This window comes from Methylobacterium sp. CM6247 (assembly GCF_054817925.1).
Genome location: NZ_JBTXKX010000003.1, coordinates 712,329 through 732,014, shown reverse-complemented (window position 1 = coordinate 732,014; position 19,686 = coordinate 712,329). Strand labels below are relative to the sequence as shown.

Sequence of the window (19,686 nt, the reverse complement as noted above, 5' to 3'; positions counted from 1 at the left end):
CCCCCAAAGGGATACTCGTTTTGAGATCTGCATTGCGCTGGATCGTGTGGATGGTGTCCGCGGTCGCCGTTCTCGCTCTGCTGAGTCAGCCGATCAGCACGCAGGATCAGCTCGCGATGAGCCTGTGCGCCATGGTGGCGATGAGCATCCTATGGATTTTCTTCGACAATCCGCCGGCGCGGTTCGTCTTCCTGGCTCTCGGGAGCCTCGTGGTCCTGCGCTACATGTTCTGGCGCGTCACGAACACGTTGCCGTCCCCGTCCGATCCGGTGAGCTTCGGGTTCGGCCTCGTCCTGCTGCTGGGCGAACTCTACTGCGTCTTCATCCTCTTCATCAGCCTCATCATCAACGCCGATCCGCTGCGCCGCGCCACGCCGCCCCTGGGCCCGCCCGAGGACCTGCCCACCGTCGACATCTTCGTTCCGAGCTACAACGAGGATGCGGGGATTCTCTCCACGACCCTGTCCGCCGCCAAGCTCATCGACTACCCGGCCCACAAGCTCCATGTCTGGCTGCTCGATGACGGCGGCACCGACCAGAAATGCGCCGATCCCGACCCCGCGAAAGCGCAGGAGGCGATACAGCGGCGCAGCGAGCTTCAATCCCTGTGCAAGGCGCTCGGCGTCACCTATCTGACCCGGCCGCGCAACCAGCACGCCAAGGCCGGCAACCTCAATAACGGTCTCAAGCATTCGCAGGGCGAGATCATCGTCGTCCTTGATGCCGACCACGTGCCGTTCCGCTCCTTCCTGCGGGAGACGATCGGCCATTTCGCCGCCGACCCGCGCCTGTTCCTGGTTCAGACCCCGCACGCCTTCCTCAATCCGGACCCGATCGAGCGGAACCTGCGCACATTCGACCGCATGCCCTCCGAGAACGAGATGTTCTACTCGGTGACGCAGCGCGGCCTCGACAAGTGGAACGGGTCGTTCTTCTGCGGGTCGGCCGCTCTCCTGCGCCGGCGCGCGCTGGACGAGGCCGGCGGTTTCTCCGGCGTCACGATCACCGAGGATTGCGAGACCGCCTTCGAGCTGCATTCGCGCGGCTGGAACAGCATCTACGTGGACACGCCGCTCATCGCCGGCCTGCAGCCCGATACACTGGTGGCCTTCATCGGCCAGCGCTCGCGCTGGTGCCAGGGCATGTTCCAGATCCTGATGCTCAAGAACCCGCTGTTCAAGCGCGGGCTCCACCCGATCCAGAAGCTCGCCTATCTGTCGAGCATGACGTTCTGGTTCTTTCCGGTGCCGCGCATGATCTTCATGTTCGCGCCCATGCTGCACATCTTCTTCGACCTGAAGATCTTCGTCGCCAGCGTCGATGAGTCGATCGCCTATACGGCGACCTATATCGTCATCAACCTGATGATGCAGAACTACGTCTACGGTAAGTTTCGCTGGCCCTTCGTCTCGGAGCTCTACGAATACGTCCAGGGCCTGTATCTCTTCCGGGCCATCATTTCGGTGATCGTTTCGCCGCGCAAGCCGACCTTCAACGTCACCGCCAAGGGGGCCGCCCTCGATCAGGACCACCTCTCGCCCATGGCGTGGCCCTATTTCGCGGTCTACTTCATCCTGCTCATCGGCTGCGGCACGGCCCTCTACCGCTACCTGTTCGAGCCCGGCGTCACCAACCTGATGCTGGTCGTGGGCCTCTGGAACTTCTTCAACCTCCTCACCGCCGGCGTGGCCCTCGGCGTGGCGGCGGAGCGCAGGACCACCGAAGCGAGCCCCTCGCTGGCGATCAACCGGCATGGCCGCCTCGTCTTCGGGGGGCGCGCTCTCGATGTCGCCATCGAACGCGCCTCTGCTTTGGGCTGCACGATCCGTTTCGGCGCCGAGGCGCTGCCGCCGGGAGCTGGGAGTACGCACCGCACCGGCCAGCTCTCCGTCGTCCCCATCGACGGTGCTCCGGTGCAGGTGCCGCTGCCGGTGGAGATCGGCGAAATGACCCAATCGGGCGACGAGATGGTGCTCAACCTCCAATTCCAGCCCCTCGACCCCAAGGGATACGGGGCGCTGGCGGGCCTGATGTACGGCGATGCCGGTGCGCTCCTGCGCTTCCAGCAGAGCCGCCGCCGGCACAAGAACATCCTTTCCGGCACGCTGCAGCTGATCTGGTGGGGCCTGGTCGAGCCGTTCCGCGCGGCGAGCTACGCCTTCAAGAGCGGACATGCCTCTACGGCGGAGACCGTGGCCAAGGCAGGCCCGGTCCTGCCGAAACAAAGCGCGCAAGCCCCCCTCCTGGTGCAGCAGCCGGCCCCTTTCACCGCACCCGCCGACACGCAGCCCACCCCGCCCGGCCCGTCCGACAATCCCCTCGTCGTCCGCCAAGGATCGAGCCGCATTCCCGGCAGCGAGGCCGCGACGGACTGGGTCCGGCTGATGCTGGAATTCGAGAACGACCGCCTTCTCGAAAGCTCGGGCAAGCAAGCGAGCCGTGGGTCGCACGACCCGCTCGTGCGGACGTGAGGCAGATCACCATGTCGACCTTTCGCGTCCTCGCCTGTCTTGGCGCCCTCGGCCTGATCCTGCAGACGCCGGCCGGCCAAGCCCAGAGCTTCCTCGGATCGGGGCCGACCGAGCGCTTCTCGGTGCCGCCCGTGGGCGATGCCATGCGCCGCCCGGACGCCCCGCCGCCCGCAACCCGCCCCGCCGCGCCCCCCGAGGAGGCCCAGCGCGAGCCTGTCGGCCGGATCGCCCCGGCGCGTCGCCTCGCGGCCACCACCGACGGGTTCCGGATGGAGGGGGAGGAGGCGACGCTGCGCTTCCCGGTCTATCTGACGGAAGCACAGACGCGGGGCCGCCCGCGCCTGCGCATTTCCTACCTCTCGGCCATCTCGGTCGCGCCCGAAGCCTCCGAACTGACCGTGAGTGTTAACGGCGCGGTGGTCGGACGCACCAATATCCAGGCGCCGGGCGCGGTGAAGGTGGTGGAGTTCGAGATTCCGGAGGGAAGCCTCAAGCTCGGCTACAACGCCGTCTCCCTGCAGGCGAGCCAGCGCCACCGGGTCGATTGCTCGCTCAACGCCACCTACGAACTCTGGACGCAGATCGATCCGTCGCGATCCGGGCTCGTGGTCGCGCCGGTCGCCGCCGCCAGCCTCGAACTCAAGGATCTTCCCGCCCTCGAGCCCGACCATAGCGGCGCCCTGCCGGTGCGGGTGGTCGCCAACGACAAGCCGAACCTGCCCCGGCTCGAGCGCATGATCCACGCCGTGGAGGCGGTCGGCCTGATCGGCCGCATCGCCCGGCCGGTAGTGGAATTCGGCCCGCCCATGTCGGGCCGGTCGGGTCTCAACCTCATCGTCGGGACGGCGGCGGAATTGCGGGAGATGCCCGATCTCGAATCGATCGGCGCCACCGGCGGGCCGAGGCTCGTGGTCCTGCCGCCGCGCCCGGACCGGGTACCGACCCTGGTCGTCACGGGCACCAGCTATGCCGAGATCGAGGAAGCCATTGCCGCCCTGGCGCGGGGAGGGGAGGTCTACGGCACTCCCGCCGGCCTGAAGGCGGCGTCCCTCGCACGCGGCACTATCCTGGACGGTGACGAGACGGTCTCGCTGCAGAGCCTCGGCGTCTCGACCCGCGAATTCTCGGGGCGGCTGCTGCGCACCGCCTTCGACGTCTACCTGCCGGCGGATTTCCTGCCGGCGGACTACGGCAAGGTCATGCTGAACCTGGCGGGCGCCTACGCGTCCGGCCTGACCTCGGACGCCCGCATCCTCGTGGATCTCAACGGCAGCAATGCCGCCAGCGTGCCGCTGGCCCAGACCCGCGGCGAGGTGTTCGAGAACAACACGATCCCGCTGCCCCTGGCGAAATGGCGTCCGGGCCTCAACCGCGTCGCGATCATGGCCCAGGTTCCCGCCCCGGCGGACGAGACCTGCGGCCTCAACGCGACGGATTCGAAGCGGGAGCGCTTCCTCATCCTCGACCGCGCGAGCCTGTCGATTCCCACCCTGGCGCACGCGGCCAGGATTCCCGATCTCGCCGCGACGACGAGCGGGGCCCTGGCCTTCGTCAAGTCCGAACGCCGTCCGCGTCTGGTCCTGCCCACCCTCGACAAGGACACGGTAGCGGCCGCCGCGACCCTCGCCGCCAGACTGGCGGGCGCCGCCGGGCGGATGATCGATTTCGAACTCGCCGGCGACATGCAGAGCGGCTCTCCCGGGCCGACCCTCGTCGTCGCCCCGGTGCGGTCCCTGTCTCCCTCGACGCTGTCGGGGCTGGGCCTCGACCCGGACCAGATCAGGACGATCTGGCAGGCGCGCGCGGAAACGGCGCGGGCGCCCGGCCAGTCCGGCTCGGTGCCGGCTCCGACCCTGGACCGGCTTCGCCGCAACCTGCCGCCGCGCTGCAGCCTGCCCGAACTGACCTTGCGCGCGCCGGCCCCCAGCCCGACCATTGCCTCCGCCGCGCCCGCCGAGGCGCGACGTTCGCCCCAGGCCGGGCTGTCGGACGGTGATCTCGTCACGAAATGGGACGAGACCCTTCGCGCGCGCCATCCCGTCCTCGAAGCTGCGGACGGCGTCGTCGAGCGGGGGAGGGCCTTGCTCAACTCCGTCGTGGGTGACCCCCGCGCCTTGTTCAGCGCGGCGCCATCGACGCCCGCCACGGTCACGGTTCCCCCCGGCGCCAGCCTGATCATGGCCCAGGGCTTTCCGACGACGGCGGCGGCGCAGAACGGCTTCGACGGGTCGGTGACCGTGATCACCGCCCCCAATGCCCTGCTGCTCAAGGCATCGGCGGCCTGCCTCATCGATCCCGAGGTCTGGTCGCGGATCGATGGGCGCTTCGCCTTCCTCGATGCCTCGGACGGATCCCTCGAGACGGTGGCTCCCCGGAACGTGGAGCTCGTCGAGACGAAGACGCGCTCACTCTCCAACATTCGCCTCGTCACCGCCGGCTGGCTCTCGATGAACCCGGCGATCTATGTGGCGCTGACCCTTGGGCTCGCCCTGCTCCTCGGCCTGACGACGACGTCCCTTGTCCGCAATATCGGCCGGAAAAACGGATGACCCGCACCGTGAATCCCATTCTCGGCCTGGTTCTCGGCGCGGCACTGGCCGCCGCGAGCCCCTGGATCGTTCCCGCGAGGGCGCAGGACGGCGCCTCGCCGGTTCCACCCGCCACCGCGATCCCCGGCGCCCCCACCGCGAAAGGCGAAGCCATGCCGGGAGCCTCGAAGCCGGCGGTTCTCGCCGATTCCCTGAAGAATCCCGATGTCTGGCGCTCCTACCGGTCCCGCTTCATCACCGAGGCGGGCCGCGTGGTGGACACCGCCAACGGTATGATCAGCCACAGCGAAGGGCAGGGCTACGGCATGCTTCTCGCGGTCGCCGCCAATGACCGGACCACCTTCGAACGGCTCTGGGGATGGACCCGCGCCAACCTGATGGTCCGCTCGGACGAGCTGCTGGCCTGGCGCTGGGAGCCCGGCAAGCGACCGGCAGTGGCCGACCTCAACGACGCGTCCGACGGCGACATCCTCGTGGCCTGGGCCCTCACCGAAGCGGCCGAGGCCTGGGACGAGGCCTCGTACCGGGTGGCCGCGCGGCGCATCGCCGTGGAGGTCGCGCGCAAGACCATCCTGTTCAAGGACAAGAACGGGGCACTGCTGCTGCCGGCGGTCTCCGGCTTCTCCGCAGCCGAACGCGCGGACGGTCCGCTGATCAACCTCTCCTACTGGGTGTTCCCGGCCTTCGCCCGGCTCCCCATCGTGGCCCCCGAATTCGACTGGGCGGCCCTGACCGCCAGCGGGCTCAACCTGATCCGCCGCTCCCGCTTCGGGACGGCGAAGCTGCCGACCGAATGGATCTCCCTGAAGGGCGAGGAGCCGCGTCCGGCGGATGGATTCCCGCCGCTCTTCTCCTACAACGCCATTCGCATTCCCCTCTACATGGTCTGGGCGGGTGTGGGACGCCCGAGCGATTACGACCCCTTCGTCGCGCTCTGGTCCGGCCCCGACCGGGAGCGCCTGCCCATCGTCGACACCTCCGACGGCCGGACGGTCGAGTCCCTGAGCGAGAGCGGCTATACCGCCCTCTCGGGGCTGCTCCTGTGCGACCGGAAGGGCATGCCGCTGCCCGACGGGTTCGGACGGCCGCAGGGGAACGAGAACTACTATCCGACCACGCTGCACCTCCTGTCGATGGTGGCGCTGCAGATGAGGAACCTGTCATGTCCGGCACGGTGATCCGCGGATGGGGGAGGCCGGCGACCGCTCGCGCCACGGGAGGGGCGCGGGGTTTCGCCTTGCTCTGCGGCGTCTCCCTCGCCGGGTTCTGCCTCGTCGCTCCGTTGGCGGCGCAGACCGAGAGCCCGGACGACGCGGCGCGTGCGCCCGCGATCATCGCGGTGCCCGGCAGTTCCGCCGCCGCCGGCATGGTCGATGAGAGCGCCCTGCGCTACTACGCGTCGCAGAAGCAGACGGCGCGGATGAAGGCCGAGGCGGCGCGGCTGAAGCAGCTCTATCCCGGCTGGGTCGAACCCACCGACCTCGACACCCTGCAGCCGAGCCCGCCTGAGGAGGCGCCGCTCTGGGACCTGTTCACCGCAGGGCGTTTCGACGACCTCGATGCGGCGATCGCGGCCCGCCGGGCTGCCGACCCGAACTGGCGCCCCTCCGACGAACTGTCGCGCAAGCTCCTGCGGGCCAGTTTCCGCAGCCGCCTGAAAGCCCTGACCACCGCGCGCAAGACGGCGGATATCGTCACCCTCTACCGGGCCGACCCGAGTGCCCTCGATCCGAGCGACGTGGAAAGCTACTGGACCACGGCGGAAGCCCTGGCCTCCGAAGGGGGAGCGGCCGGATCGGACGAGGCCCTGGCCCTCTACAAGACCGTGCTCGACACCAGCAACGACACCAGCGTGCGGTTGGCCACGATCCAGAAGGCGATGTCGACCCTGCCGATGGCCCTGGCGGAGAAGCTCATCGCCATCGGGCGCACGGATGCCGAGGGAGGCTCCGAGTTCAAGGCGATCGCCAACGACATCACCCGCGCCCGCATCGTCGCGGATCTCCACGGCGCTCCGGCCCAGGAGCCGAGCGCGGCGGACATGGCCGCGTTCCAGGCCTATGCCCGCGCCTCCGGCGATGCGAGCCAGACCGGATTGCTCGGCTGGTACACCTACAACCACCGCCAGTTCCGCGCGGCCCTCGACTGGTTCAAGCTCGCCATCAGCCGCGGCGGCGATGCCATGATCGCCCATGGCCTCGCCCATACCCTGCGCGAGCTCGGGATGCTGCGGGAGGCCGAGGAGGTCGCCTATGCCTGGCGCGACAAGTATGTCGGCAACAGCATCCTGTTCATCGACCTCATGGGCCGCAGGCTGACGCAGGCCAATCCCAGCTTCATCGATCTGGAGCGGATCAACCGCTATGCGAAGGTGACCCTGGCCACGGCGTCGGGGGAGGGGGCCGAGGCCCTCGGCTGGTACGCCTACAATTCCTGCCAGTTCGAGGCCGCGCTGGAATGGTTCCAGCACGCGGTCGCCTGGCTTCCGAGCGAATCCGCCGTGACCGGCTATGCCCTGTCGCTGCAGCGCCTCAAGCGGAAGCAGGATTACCTCACCATCGTGAACCGCTACGACGGCCTGTTCCCCAAAGTGGTGGATCTCCTGTTCCGCGAGGGGCCGGCCGGACCACCCCTGGCCTGCGCCGCGACAGCGGACGCAGCCCCGTCCCAGGGGGGGCGCCCGGCACCGGCCGCCTCCGCCGCTCCCGCCCCGGCCGCGCCGGCCCGGAACACGGCAGCCTATGGCCGGGTGCCCAAACCCGATGCGTCGGGGGACGGCCAGGCCAAGCCCCTGCCGGTCCAGCGCAGCGAATTCCCCCTCGCGGTGTCGGCGGAGAACCCCCTACGCTACGCTCCGCCCTCCCTGGCGCGGGTGGTCGCGGATCGGCAGGACGGCGCCTTCCTGGCCGAGCCGCCCGCCTCGAAGACCATGCCGCTCGTCGCGCGCCGGGTATCGGGAGCGGGGCCGATGCCCTACGAGAGCTATGGCTTCAACCTGTTGCCGGGCTATGACGGCTCCGAGCGGCCCTCCACCCTGTCGGAGCCGGGCGAGGGCACCCTATGGCGGGCGCAGCAGGCCTCGCGGAACCGGGGCCCGCAGGAGCGTGCTGCGTCGGAGGCCGACCGCTTCACCTTGCCCAATTCGCAGGCCGTCAATCGCGGCTACGATCAGCCCGATACCGCGCCGAGCTCGATGCAACGTCCATGATCCGCTCCCATCGGTTGGTCTCCTCCCTGCGATCCGGCGTTTTCGCTGCCCTGTTCCTCCTGCCGTGGGCCTTCACGACACGGGCCGCTCTCGCGCAATCCGTGGTCGAGATCCCCGGCGCGGGCCGCGTCTCGGATGTAGCGCAGACCTCCTTTCGCGATGGCTTCGCCCAGCGCGTGACCTTTGCCGGTGGCCCACGCAACTACGCCGAGATCAGCGTCCGCAACGGCGCCGATGCGGGGGGACGCTTCGGCTCCGCCCTGACCATGGCTAAGCCGACCCGCCTCGGCATCGCCGCGGAACTCCTGGCGCGCTTTCCCGGGGAGGGCATGCGCGTCTCCACCGTTCCCAAGCGGAACGCCTATGGCCCCGTGGGCCTCGCGGTGGGCAGCAACTGCCTCTACGCCTGGCAATGGATCGATCTCGCTCCGCGATCCGGCGGGCGATCGGCCCCTGACAGTCTCTTCGGCGGAAGCACCGAGCGCGCGGCGTCCCTCCGGGTGAGCCTGTGCCGGACGGCTACCGCGACCCTCGCGGATCTCGTCTCCGGCGTCGAACGCATGAACCTCTCCCTCGGTGCCGGACGCGAGGGCGGCCGACCGCACGTATCCACCCGCGCGGCGCCCAAGCCCCGGGGCGAGGCACCGTCCGCCCGCGCTTCGAAGGAGCCCGCGAAGGCGGCGGCGCAGCCGCCCGGTGCCATGGAACGGCCGAGCGCACGAAACCAGAAAGTCGATGACGGCCGGCGCGCCCCGGTTCCGGTCGTGGAGCGCACTTCCCCCACGATCCCGTTACCGCCCGCCGCGGGCACCGCCGTTCCGCTGCCGGCCGGTCCCGCCACGGGCGCCCCGCGCTACATCACCGATCCGGCCCCCGCCCTTGCGCCAACGGCTCCCGTTGCCGCGCCGAAACCCGCTGCCCCCACGAGCGTGGAGACGGAGGACCGCCTGTCCCCCGATCTGCCGATCCGGGCCTATCGCCCGCCGCCGTAGCGCCGACGCCGCATCTATTTACCAACTCTTCGCCCATCGTCGGCGACGTGTTCCTGGCGCCTTCCCAGTGTGGGGATGTGCGAGGGCGCGACGGGAGCGGTCGCTCGCCGATGCGGAGAAGGCGGATCCGGTTCGCCGGCCGTGCTTCGATGACGATCTTCACGCCATGCCTGGGCGCCTGCTGCCAGTGGTGTCCAATCCCGGGAGGCAGGCCGCGATCATGCATCCATAGCAGCGGCGTCTTCCTGCGACCGGGCGGCGATCGATGTCTCATCGATTGCCACATTCGCGTTTGACAACCCTGAAGGATACTCCTTCTGCTCTTTTGAAAGGTTGCGAACTTTTCTATAAATTATCCAAGATCTTAAATTATTGCGCATCATGGGGCCGCTTTTCCGATGCAGCATTTCGACAAGGGACACCTGCCCGAGCCCGGTCCTCATTATGCCGACCATTTGGCCATCCAGGCCGTCATGATCTGCCGCGTGGTCATGGAGACAATCATAATCGGAATTATTCTATTTGGATTGTTGGAATTATTAAAGATTTAATCGTGCGTCGTCTTCAATTTTAGAATGATGTACTCAAGATGCTTGGTTTCCCGCGAGCAGGATCGCGGATGGAAGGTCGGTTGGCTTAGCGTCGCGACTCATGGGCGTCGCAGGCCTTCGAGACGCGAATGCCTCGCAGGCTTCGATCATGCCGCCGTGCTTGTGCCTGTGGCGACTGGTCCTGGACTGGCGGCCTCTGCATCCTCACATCCAACCACGATCTGCGGTCCTTGCTGGTGCATCTCCGGCGTTCGACCCATTGCAGGGTCTCGAGCGACTGCTTTAAGCCATGGAACGTGCCGTTTCGAGAACGAATGGCATCGCTGTCGCCATCTTGAAGGATAAGCATCTCAACGACGAGGGGGTGGGAAATATTCGTCCGCGAAGGCGGGGAAATTCAAAAAACTGTTTTCTTGCGGAGAAGTAAAGCATCTCGGTAAGACACCGGGGTCGGTCGGTGCCTATGCTTGGTCAAGCCGCAGATCCGCAGGCGCTGTCTGGATCTGTGTGGGGCTTCATCTTGTAATAGGCTCGTACCGGACGTGCTTTTCTCACCCTGGAGACGAAGATGAATCACGACACTCCGGGCGGAGCATCCCCCTCGCGCCGGACGATTCTGCGTGCCGGCTTAGGAGTGGCAGCGAGCCTGTCGCTCGGATCGCCGGCGGTGCACGCCGCCGAGCGCACCGTCCGCCTGAGCTACCAGCGCTCCTCGACCCTGCTCACCATCCTGAAGGCGAAGGGTACCCTGGACGAGCGTCTGAAGCCCCTCGGCTTCGCACCGTCCTGGCATCTGTTCACCAGCGTGATCGAGCCGATGAATGCGGGGGCCGTCGATCTGCACGCGGACGTGGCGGATGCCATCCCGATCTTCACTCAGGCCGCCAACGCTCAGCTCACCTTCTACGCGCGCGAGATCGGTGTTCCTTCGGCCGAGGCGATCATCGTACCGGCCGAATCGCCGATCCGCTCCATCGCCGACCTGAAGGGCCGGACGGTCGGCGTATCGCGTGGGTCGGGCTGCCATTTCATCCTGGCGGCGGCGCTGAAGAAGGCCGGTCTCGGCTTCCCCGATATCAAGCCGGCCTATCTCCAGGCGCCCGAGGGGCTCGTCGCGTTCAACCAGGGCAGTCTCGATGCCTGGGTCATCTGGGACCCCTTTCTTGCCATCGCGCAGTCCAAGCGGCCGGTGCGCGTGCTGGCCGACGCCACCGGCCTGTCGAGCTATCACCGCTATTTCCTCGCCAACGGCCGTTTCGTGGCCGAGAACCCGCAGGTCGTCGCCACGGTCTACGAGGCCCTGAAGGAAGCCGGCCGGTGGGCGAAGGCCGAGCCGGACGCCGCGGTGGCGCTGCTGGCCCCGATCTGGGGCGACCTGTCCCCCGACATCGTCGCGACGGTGAACCGCCGCCGGACCTACGAGGTCACTCCCGTGACCCGTGCCGAACTCGGCGAGCAGCAGGAGATCGCCGATACGTTCTATGAGGCCAAGCTGATCCCCCGCAAGCTCGACGCCACCGGGGTGGCGATCTGGCAGCCGCCCGCCGCGCGGGCGGGGTGACGCGCATGAGTGATGTGCCCCGTTTCGGGATCTGGGCGGCCGTCCACGGCTCGCGCGCGTCCCACCACGATCCGGACGAGCCGGACGATGCAAGCTGGACACGTAACCGGGCCCTGGTGCTGGAGGCCGAGGCGTTGGGCTTCGACTCGGTCCTGGTGGCCCAGCACACCGCGAATCCCTACGACGACGAGCGCGACCAGCTGGAGGCCTGGACCGCCTCCGCTGCGCTGGCCGCCCTGACCCGCCGCATCGAGATCATCGCGGCGATCAAGCCGGGGCTCTACCACCCGGTCGTGCTCGCCAAGATGGCCCTGCAGATCGAGCATGTGAGCGAGGGTCGCTTCGCCCTCAACCTCGTGAATGCCTGGAACAAGGCCGAATTCGAGCGGGCGGGCCTGCCCTTCCCGGCCCATGACGACCGCTATGCCTATGGACGGGAATGGATCGGCCTCGTGGACCGGCTCATGCGGGGCGAACGCGTGACCCATGCGGGCCGGCATTTCCAGGTCGAGGATTATCAGTTGCGCCCAGCCGGGACCTTCCGGCCACGGCCGACGGTCTATCTCGGCGGTGAATCCGAGCCGGCCCGCGCCCTGGCGGCGGAGCGGGCGGATGTCTGGTTCATCAACGGACAGCCGCTCGACGATGTCAGGGTTCTGATCGCGGATGTCGCGCGCCGGCCCGCCGCCAACGGGCCGCTGCGCTACGGCCTCTCCGCCTTCGTGATCGCCCGCGAGACGGATGCCGAGGCTGAGGCCGAGCATGCCCGGCTCCTCGCCCTGGCGCGGCGCGACGAGGAGCTACGGAATGCCACGAGGGCCCGTACCGACGCCGCCAGCGTGATGTTCGCCAAGACCGATGCGGCGGCGGCCCAGCATGTCGGCACCAATGGCGGCACGGCGGCCGGGCTCGTCGGCAGCTACGAGACCGTCGCCGCACGCATCCGCGCCTTTCATGGCGCCGGCATCGACCTGTTCATGCTGCAATTCCAGCCGTTCGAGGCCGAGATGCGGCGCTTTGCGAAGGAGATCCTGCCGCGCGTGCGGTGAGCCCGCGACACGAAGGATCAGGACCGGTGGCATCGACTGCCCCGGATCGCTGTAGCGATGCCCCCTTTTGCATGAGGCCGATCATCTATATGTTGGGAGGTCAAGCAGGAGGATCTCACCGTGCCAAAGGTTTCACAGGCGCAGGCCAAGCTGAACCGGCAACGGGTGGTCGAGGTCGCCGCCGCCATGTTCCGCGAGCGCGGACTGCATGGCGTCGGCGTCGCCGACATCATGGCCTCGGCGGGCCTGACGCATGGCGGTTTCTATGGCCAGTTCGCCAGCAAGGAGGCGCTGGCGGTCGAGGCGTTCGACTTGGCCGCCAACCAGAACTGGCGCCCTGACGATCTCGACGGATGGATGGCGGGTTACCTGACTCTCGGCCACGTTCGGAACCCGGGCCTCGGCTGTCCACTGGCGTGTCTGGCCAATGACGTGTCGCGTGAAGCGCCGGGTTCTCCGCTGCGGGCGCGGTTCCTTCACGGGGCCCGAGACCTGATCGAGCGCATGACCGGCCTGCTTCCCGCGGCCCTGGCGAAGCGGCGGCGCCAGCGGGCCTTGGCGAGCCTGTCGCTCATGATCGGAGCCGTCGCCCTGGCCCGCGCCATCGACGACGATGAGCTCAGCGAGGAGGTGCTGGCGGCGGCCCGCGGCGTCCTCACCACGGGCAAGGTCGGCTGAGGAGCGAGGTTCAGCCCTTCCAGGCCTTGAGCGCCGCGAAGGGGCTGGAGGCCGGATCGGGCTGGGGCGGGTTGAGCACCGGCTCCACCTGGGAGACGGCATCGGCCAGGGAGAAGGCCGATCCGGCATTCAGCTTGCCGCCGGCCGCATCCTTGTGGCCACCGCCACGGAACTTGCGCGCACCGTCCAGCGCCGTTTCGTTGTTCGAGCGGAACGACAGCGAGCCGGTACGCTGGACGTTGACGACGCGGGTCGCCCTGCCGCTCGCCATCACGAGGTCGGACACACGCTGGAACATGCCCGAATCGAGGCCGAAGGACAGCATCGTCCCATCCGAGAGCCGCTGGAACAGGGCATCCGACCGGGCAAGCGCTCGGGCCATCCGCATGCGGGTGGTGAGGGTCGGGTCGTCTTGAGGCTCGTCGGCGAGGAGCGCGTCCACGAGTCGACGCCGGGTCGCGGCGATCTCGGCCTCGACGCGGGCCGGCGATGCCCCTTCGCGCAACAGGGCGGAGACCGCCCGCAGCAGCGCGCTGATGAAGCGGTCATGCCAGGGATGGCCCACCGGGATCAGGGTCGCGACGTTGTCCCAGAAGATCTCGTCCAGGGCGAGGCCGCCCCGGAAGGTCGGGCGCTCCTTCTTCCATAGATCGAGGGCATCGACGGCAGCGACAAGCGTCTCGAGTTCCTCGGTCGTCCCGGCCTCCACCTCACGCGAGGCGTAGAGCTCCCGATGCTCGTAGGCGAGGCGGGTGGCACAGCGGTCCTCGTCGATGAGGACGACTACGTTCGGGTCGGAGAGTTCGACCTTGGTGAGGCCGGGTCTCTCCGGCACGGGCGCGAGGGTGAGGCCCTGGTCGCGCAGCTGGTCGAGGGAGGAGGCATGGTGGTCGAGCACGATCAGCCGGTGCCGCGCGGCCTCGTCGCGACGCAGGTTCATGGAAGTGAACCGGGTGATGAAGGTGACGGCCACGGCCTCCAGGCCGAGATCCGTCATGATCAGGCATTCGGGCGCCTGGGCGCGGGAGAGCCGCTTCAATTCCGCGTCGACCACCGGGCCGACATCGGCATAGCGCGGGATATGGACGATCCGCGACACGTCGAGGAAGGCACCGACGATGGTCGAGGCTCCGTAGCCGTCGAGGTCGTGGTGGGTCAGCTGGGTGACGGTCAAGGTTCGTCCTCGTGGCTCGGGTCTTCCGCTCGCCTTATGGGCCAGACGGGCGGGCTCGGCGAGCCATACCACCGGGGATCGGGTGAAATTCCCCGGCGGCGACGCGTTACGCCGCGCGGCGCGGAATTTCCGGCTCCTGCCGGGGGAGGGGCGCAGCCTCCGCCTGCATCCATTCCGCCCGCTGGCGCGGCAGGGCACCGGGATATTCCGTCTGCAGGAAGAAGATCATCTTCTCGCGCACCTCGCAGCGCAGGTCCCATGCCTGCGGAGCGTTGCGGGCGCTCACCAGCATCCTGATCTCGATGACGCTCTCCTTGGCGTCGGAGACCTGGAGATTGACGACGTTGCGGTCCCACAGGCGCGACTGCGCCGCGATCTCGGAAAGCTTTGCCCGCATCGCTTCCACCGGCGCGCGGTGATCGACATAGAGGAAGACGCTGCCAATGAGCGATGCACCCTCCCGGGTCCAGTTCTGGAACGGCTTCTGGATGAAGTAGGTCAGCGGCAGGACGAGGCGGCGCCAGTCCCAGAGCCGGATGACCACATAGGTGGAGTTGATCTCCTCGACCCAGCCCCACTCGTTCTCCACGATCACCGCATCCTCGATTCGGATCGGCTGCGTGATCGCGATCTGGATGCCCGCCACGAGGTTCGAGAGGACCGGTTGCATCGCGAGGCCCAGGATCAGCCCCGCCGCCCCGGCCGAGGCGAGCAGGCTGACGCCGTACTGCCGGACCGGCTCGAAGGTCATCAGCGCGACGGAGATGGTCAGCAGCGCGACGAGCGTCACGCCGGCGCGCTCCAGAATTCGCATCTGGGTGAAGTGCTTGCGCGCGAGAAGGTTGTCCTCCGCGTCGAGCTTGAACCGGCGCAGGTAGATCACCGTCGCGATATGCAGGGCGGTGGCGCAGCACCAGCCGGCCAGCGCCACGAGCGCGACGACGAGGATCTGGTTGAGGACGATCCGCACGTCCCATGAGAGGGGTGCGGCAGACGACGCCGCCGTGACGGAAACGATCAGCAGCGCGAGACGGCTCGGCCCATGCGTCCGCGAGACCAGGGACCGCCAGAACAGGCTCCGATCCGCCACTGCGCGCTGCATGGCGCGGAACGCGACGCCATGGAGCGGGAGGACCACGGCACAGCATCCGGTGACGAGAGCGAGGGTCTGCGCCCACCAGGGCAGCCACGTGAGCCAGCGGATCGCATCGCCTGCGAGCGATTGGATGATCGGCATCGGACCTCCTGTATCAGCGGGGCCAATGATCCCGTTGGATGGCGGTTCCGCGCCGCACGGGCAGCCCCGTGCGATGCACAACCGTGCGATACCGAAGGGACATCCGAGGCCGGAAATTCATATTTCCGCTCGATTTCAGGCGGCGCGATCGATGTCCCTACGCGCCGCGCCGAGGCGCATAAAACCGTTAGGATTCGTGAATCGGTCGGGCCGGCCTCCATCATCCCCGCGCGGGGCACCGTTCTCGTTCAGCAACCATCCAGATTTGTAAATGTAGTGTGGATCTACGGCTCAGCTTGTTCTGACTGTGCTTCCGCATAAGATGTCTTTCGACACATCGAATCGCGCGAGAGACGCTGCTTTTACAAGCTTAAAGGTTTCTGAATACATTTTTCAGAACGCGTTAAAGCGCTCGTCACTAGGACCGACACCGACATAACGGTGGAGAACCATGACGATCGACGCCAGCGATATCCACGGCCCTTTCGAGGTGCTGGACGTGGGGAAACGGGGTTCCCGTGACCACGCCTGCGGCGGCGAAGCGTCGTCTGCGGAAGCGGAAGCCATGGCCGGCCCCGGTCCGAGCGTCGCACAAGTCGGCATGGACCGAGCGGGCATGGACCGAGCGGGCATGGACCGAGCGGGCATGGACACGGAGTCCCGGCGGCGGATCGGCCGAAACCTCCGCATTCTCTACGGCAACGTCCTGGATCTGCCGCTCCCCGACCGTTTCGAGACCCTTCTCGCCGAACTCGCGGCCAAGCCTGCTTCGCGGGAGACCTCATGATGAGCTGCCATACCCATCCTATCGGTACGCCCTCGGGCGCCGATACCGAGATGCGTGAGCTTCTGCTCGGCGCGATTCCGGCCCTGAGAGCGTTCGCCTATTCGTTGACCTACGATCTCGATCGCAGCGACGACCTCGTTCAGGACACGCTGGTCCGTGCCTGGACCAAGGCGGACAGCTTCACGCGGGGCACGAACCTGACGGCCTGGCTGTTCACCATCCTGCGCAACCTGTTCTATTCCGAGCAACGCAAGCGCAAGCGCGAGGTGGAGGATGCCGACGGCGTCCATGCCGCGCGGCTCACCAGCCTGCCCGAGCAGGAGATCCGGGTGGAGATGCGGGAGTTCCAGGCCGCCCTCGACCTGCTGCCGCTGAGCCAGCGCGAGGCGCTCGTCCTCGTCGGCGCGCAGAGCTTCACCTACGAGGAGGCCGCCGAAATCTGCGGTGTCGCCGTGGGAACGATGAAAAGCCGTGTCAGCCGCGCCCGTGGCCGGCTGATCGAAACGCTGGGCATGAACGGCACCGAGGATATCGGGGCCGACGCGCTCACACGGGCGGCCCTGGGCGGTGCCTGATCCTGCCCGCGCCGCAAAACGCGGTTCCTGATAGCGGGCCTCGATGACGTTTTCTCATCGAGGCCCGGCTGCGCGAGTGAGCGGCAGTGGACACTCGCGCGTCTCGTTGAGGCTTGGTCTTACTTGCATTCCTCGCGGGCGCGCTTCATCGCGTCACCGAAGCCCGCCAACGCGTATTCGTCGCTGGTAGAGGTGCCGCGCATGGACGTCGTCTTGACCTGAACCTTGGCCAGTTTGGCCATCTCGCCGACGAGGCGGGCCTCTTCGGATGGGTTCTGCAGCCAGGCATTCTCGTCCTTCACGACCAAGCCGTATTGCGAACTGCCGAGGCTGAGGATCGGATCGGAGGCGGCCGTGGCATTGGCCTTTGCTTGGCTGGCGGCCGGCTTGGGCGGGAAGCCGAACATGACCGCGACCTCGTTCTGCACGTTGTCACCCTTGCGGATGGTGACGAACAAGTAGGCGGTGTCGCGTTTGAGCGTTTTCGGTGTGCGGGCCTGGGGCTGAGCGATGGCGTAGCAGGTGCGTGATTTGCCCTGGCCGTTGGCGAAGACGTTCCAGTCCCCGAAGATGGCGACCGGCGTCGCCTGCTGCATGCCCGGCGCGCTGACCGCTTTCTTCTTCTCTCGCCCGCGCCCCCGTGACTTGGCCGGAGCCTCGGCTGCGGTGGCGGCCTCCTGCTGCGCCAGTGCCGGCGAGGGAGCGGTGAGAGAGGCCGGGCCGAGGGTCGCCAGGACAGCCGCCGAGGCGCTGACGGCGAGGAGGCGGCGGAGAGGATGCTGCATCGTGTTCAGGTTCTCGAATACGAAAGAAGGCCCGCCGACAGCGTGGAGGGCAAATCTGCGCCGCGAAGGACGGACTGGCAGCCAAAGCGGCTGTCCCGACACAGGCTGTAAAATTGTGCGGAATTGCGGCGAGACGCCATCAGGCGTTCACGCCGGGCCGGATCGACCAGCGGCTCCGCGCGAATGGGGTCGGCGCGTTGGGACGATTCAGGCCGGGTGCGCCTCCGGTGCGAAGGTCGGTCCCGCGAGGATGGCGCCCATTGCCATCTCCACCCGCGGCGGCTCGGCGATGGCCGACAGATCGGCGATCGAGGCTGCCATATGCGGTGCGGTGGCATTGGCTTCCATCACGTCGCGGACGGGCAGGGCGCGGGGCTTCGGGTCGTTGTAGGGCGTGTTGTAGCATTTGCGGATCGATGCCCAGAACGCAGCCCGGTCCGCCTCAGGCAGGCGGGCCAGAACGGTATCGATCAGCGTGGTGGCTTCCGCCGCGAGGGCGGCGGTATCTTCGGGATTCATCCAACTCTCGACGGGCATCGACATCTCCGGCGTGCGTGGGTCCGAGCTTTAGGCAGGATCACATAGCTCGACCGTGAACGCATCCGCTCCAGCCGAGCTTTTTTGTCGCCCTGTGAATCACGCTGTCGCGGCTGGCGCGTCGAGCAGCGCCAGCCAGCGTGTGGCCTGCGTCCTCACGTTGTCCGGCGCGGTGCCGCCATAGCTGGTGCGGCTGGAAACGGAGTTTTCCACGCCCAGCACCGCATAGACCGCATCGGTGATCCTCGGCTCGGCCGCCTGCATCTCGGACAACGCCAATTCCTCCAGCCCGATCCCCTTGGCGGATGCAGTGCCGACGAGGCGGCCGGTGACGTGATGCGCCTCGCGGAACGGTAGGCCGAGCTCGCGCACCAGCCAATCGGCGAGGTCCGTGGCGGTGGCGTAGCCGGAGCCGGCGGCGCGGGCGAGCACCTCCGCATTGGGCTCCAGATCGCGGACCATGCCGGTCATGGCGGCCAGACACAGGGAGAGGGCCTGCAACGCGTCGAACGTGCCCTCCTTGTCCTCCTGCATGTCCTTCGAATAGGCCAGCGGCAGGCCCTTCATCACGATGAGCAGGCCGGTCAGCGCGCCGATGACGCGGCCGGACTTGGCGCGGACGAGCTCGGCCGCATCCGGGTTGCGCTTCTGCGGCATGATCGACGAGCCGGTGGTGTAGCCGTCCGACAATTTCACGAAGTTGAACTGGGCCGAGGTCCAGACCACGAGTTCCTCGGCGAAGCGCGACAGGTGCACGGCGCAGATCGAGGCGGCGGAGAGCGATTCCAGGGCGAAGTCGCGGTCGGCCACGGAATCGAGGGAGTTGGCGGTGGGCCGGTCGAACCCGAGCGCCGCCGCCGTGGCGTGCCGGTCGATGGGGAAGGAGGTGCCGGCCAGCGCCGCGGCTCCGAGCGGGCACTCGTTGAGCCGCGCGCGGGCATCGCGGAACCGGCCACGGTCGCGGGCCAGCATCTCCACATAGGCCAGGCAATGGTGCCCGAACGTGACGGGCTGGGCCGATTGCAGATGGGTGAAGCCCGGCATCACCGTGGCGGCGTGCGCCAGCGCCTTCTCGGCCAGAGCCCGCTGCAGGCCGGCGGCCTGCTCGTCGAGACTGTCGAGGGTGTCGCGCACCCAGAGCTTCATGTCGGTGGCGACTTGGTCGTTGCGCGAGCGGGCCGTGTGCAGGCGCCCGGCCGCGGGGCCGACGATCTCGGTGAGCCGGCTCTCGACGGACATGTGGATGTCCTCGAGCTCGCGCTTGAAGACGAAGCCGCCGCCCTCGATTTCCGCGCGCACGGCCTTGAGACCGTCCTCGATCGCTGCCACATCGGCCAATGGCAGGATGCCCGCCTTACCCAGCATCGCCACATGCGCCAGCGAGCCGCGGATGTCCTGGGGTGCGAGGCGCTTGTCGAATCCGATGGAGGCGTTGATCTCCTCCATGATCTCGGCGGGGCCGCTCGCGAAGCGCCCGCCCCACATCCGGTTGCTCATGTCGACACTGTTCCTCTCGGCCGCCCCATCCACCC

Annotated in this window: 15 protein-coding genes; 10 read left to right on the top strand and 5 right to left on the bottom strand. The window is 67.8% G+C overall.

What is annotated here, in order from left to right:
- Window positions 1-20: 20 nt before the first annotated feature.
- From bcsA to ACYQOP_RS04205, 8 genes are all read left to right on the top strand, one after another.
- Window positions 21-2,471: a UDP-forming cellulose synthase catalytic subunit gene (bcsA, locus tag ACYQOP_RS04240; protein ID WP_461221297.1), complete on the top strand. Its 2,451-nt coding sequence runs from the start codon at window positions 21-23 to the stop codon at window positions 2,469-2,471.
- Window positions 2,472-2,482: 11 nt separating this feature from the next.
- Window positions 2,483-5,020, top strand: a complete 2,538-nt coding sequence (locus ACYQOP_RS04235; protein WP_461221296.1) for a cellulose biosynthesis cyclic di-GMP-binding regulatory protein BcsB — start codon at window positions 2,483-2,485, stop codon at window positions 5,018-5,020.
- Window positions 5,017-6,198, top strand: coding sequence for a glycosyl hydrolase family 8 (locus ACYQOP_RS04230; RefSeq protein WP_461221295.1), 1,182 nt, complete (start codon window positions 5,017-5,019; stop codon window positions 6,196-6,198). Before ACYQOP_RS04235 ends, ACYQOP_RS04230 begins: the two co-directional genes overlap by 4 nt.
- Window positions 6,183-8,228 carry a hypothetical protein gene (locus ACYQOP_RS04225; RefSeq protein WP_461221293.1) on the top strand — a complete coding sequence of 682 codons (2,046 nt, stop codon included), beginning with the start codon at window positions 6,183-6,185 and terminating at the stop codon, window positions 8,226-8,228. The genes ACYQOP_RS04230 and ACYQOP_RS04225 overlap by 16 nt, the downstream gene beginning before the upstream one ends.
- Window positions 8,225-9,220 carry a cellulose biosynthesis protein BcsN gene (bcsN, locus tag ACYQOP_RS04220; RefSeq protein WP_461221291.1) on the top strand — a complete coding sequence of 332 codons (996 nt, stop codon included), beginning with the start codon at window positions 8,225-8,227 and terminating at the stop codon, window positions 9,218-9,220. The genes ACYQOP_RS04225 and bcsN overlap by 4 nt, the downstream gene beginning before the upstream one ends.
- 1,119 nt (window positions 9,221-10,339) lie before the next feature.
- Window positions 10,340-11,332 carry an ABC transporter substrate-binding protein gene (locus ACYQOP_RS04215; RefSeq protein WP_461221290.1) on the top strand — a complete coding sequence of 331 codons (993 nt, stop codon included), beginning with the start codon at window positions 10,340-10,342 and terminating at the stop codon, window positions 11,330-11,332.
- A 5-nt stretch (window positions 11,333-11,337) separates the two neighbouring features.
- On the top strand, window positions 11,338-12,381 hold the full coding sequence (locus ACYQOP_RS04210; protein WP_461221288.1) for an LLM class flavin-dependent oxidoreductase: 1,044 nt from the start codon (window positions 11,338-11,340) through the stop codon (window positions 12,379-12,381).
- A 120-nt stretch (window positions 12,382-12,501) separates the two neighbouring features.
- Window positions 12,502-13,059 (top strand): TetR/AcrR family transcriptional regulator, encoded by a 558-nt coding sequence (locus ACYQOP_RS04205; RefSeq protein ID WP_311275898.1) that lies wholly within the window; start codon window positions 12,502-12,504, stop codon window positions 13,057-13,059.
- A 10-nt stretch (window positions 13,060-13,069) separates the two neighbouring features.
- Here the strand turns inward: ACYQOP_RS04205 and ACYQOP_RS04200 are convergent, their stop codons facing one another.
- Both ACYQOP_RS04200 and ACYQOP_RS04195 read right to left on the bottom strand, forming a co-directional pair.
- The gene (locus ACYQOP_RS04200; protein WP_461221286.1) at window positions 13,070-14,233 is read right to left on the bottom strand and encodes a dimethylmenaquinone methyltransferase; all 1,164 of its coding nucleotides are present in this window, start codon (window positions 14,231-14,233) and stop codon (window positions 13,070-13,072) included.
- Between the two features lie 106 nt (window positions 14,234-14,339).
- On the bottom strand, window positions 14,340-15,470 hold the full coding sequence (locus tag ACYQOP_RS04195) for a mechanosensitive ion channel family protein (protein ID WP_461221285.1): 1,131 nt from the start codon (window positions 15,468-15,470) through the stop codon (window positions 14,340-14,342).
- Window positions 15,471-15,921: 451 nt separating this feature from the next.
- On the opposite strand from ACYQOP_RS04195, the gene ACYQOP_RS04190 reads away from it, so the two are divergent.
- The gene (locus tag ACYQOP_RS04190; RefSeq protein WP_461221284.1) at window positions 15,922-16,257 is read left to right on the top strand and encodes a NepR family anti-sigma factor; all 336 of its coding nucleotides are present in this window, start codon (window positions 15,922-15,924) and stop codon (window positions 16,255-16,257) included.
- Window positions 16,254-16,832, top strand: a complete 579-nt coding sequence (locus ACYQOP_RS04185; protein ID WP_461221283.1) for a sigma-70 family RNA polymerase sigma factor — start codon at window positions 16,254-16,256, stop codon at window positions 16,830-16,832. The genes ACYQOP_RS04190 and ACYQOP_RS04185 overlap by 4 nt, the downstream gene beginning before the upstream one ends.
- 119 nt (window positions 16,833-16,951) lie before the next feature.
- Here ACYQOP_RS04185 and ACYQOP_RS04180 read toward each other — a convergent pair whose 3' ends face one another.
- The 3 genes from ACYQOP_RS04180 to argH all read right to left on the bottom strand — a co-directional run bounded on the left by ACYQOP_RS04180 (window position 16,952) and on the right by argH (window position 19,651).
- A complete protein-coding gene (locus ACYQOP_RS04180; protein WP_056427996.1) occupies window positions 16,952-17,617 on the bottom strand; it encodes a hypothetical protein in 666 nt (221 codons plus the stop codon).
- Between the two features lie 207 nt (window positions 17,618-17,824).
- A complete protein-coding gene (locus ACYQOP_RS04175) occupies window positions 17,825-18,154 on the bottom strand; it encodes a hypothetical protein (RefSeq protein WP_419953874.1) in 330 nt (109 codons plus the stop codon).
- Window positions 18,155-18,253: 99 nt separating this feature from the next.
- Window positions 18,254-19,651 carry an argininosuccinate lyase gene (argH, locus tag ACYQOP_RS04170; RefSeq protein WP_461221282.1) on the bottom strand — a complete coding sequence of 466 codons (1,398 nt, stop codon included), beginning with the start codon at window positions 19,649-19,651 and terminating at the stop codon, window positions 18,254-18,256.
- Window positions 19,652-19,686 lie beyond the last annotated feature (35 nt).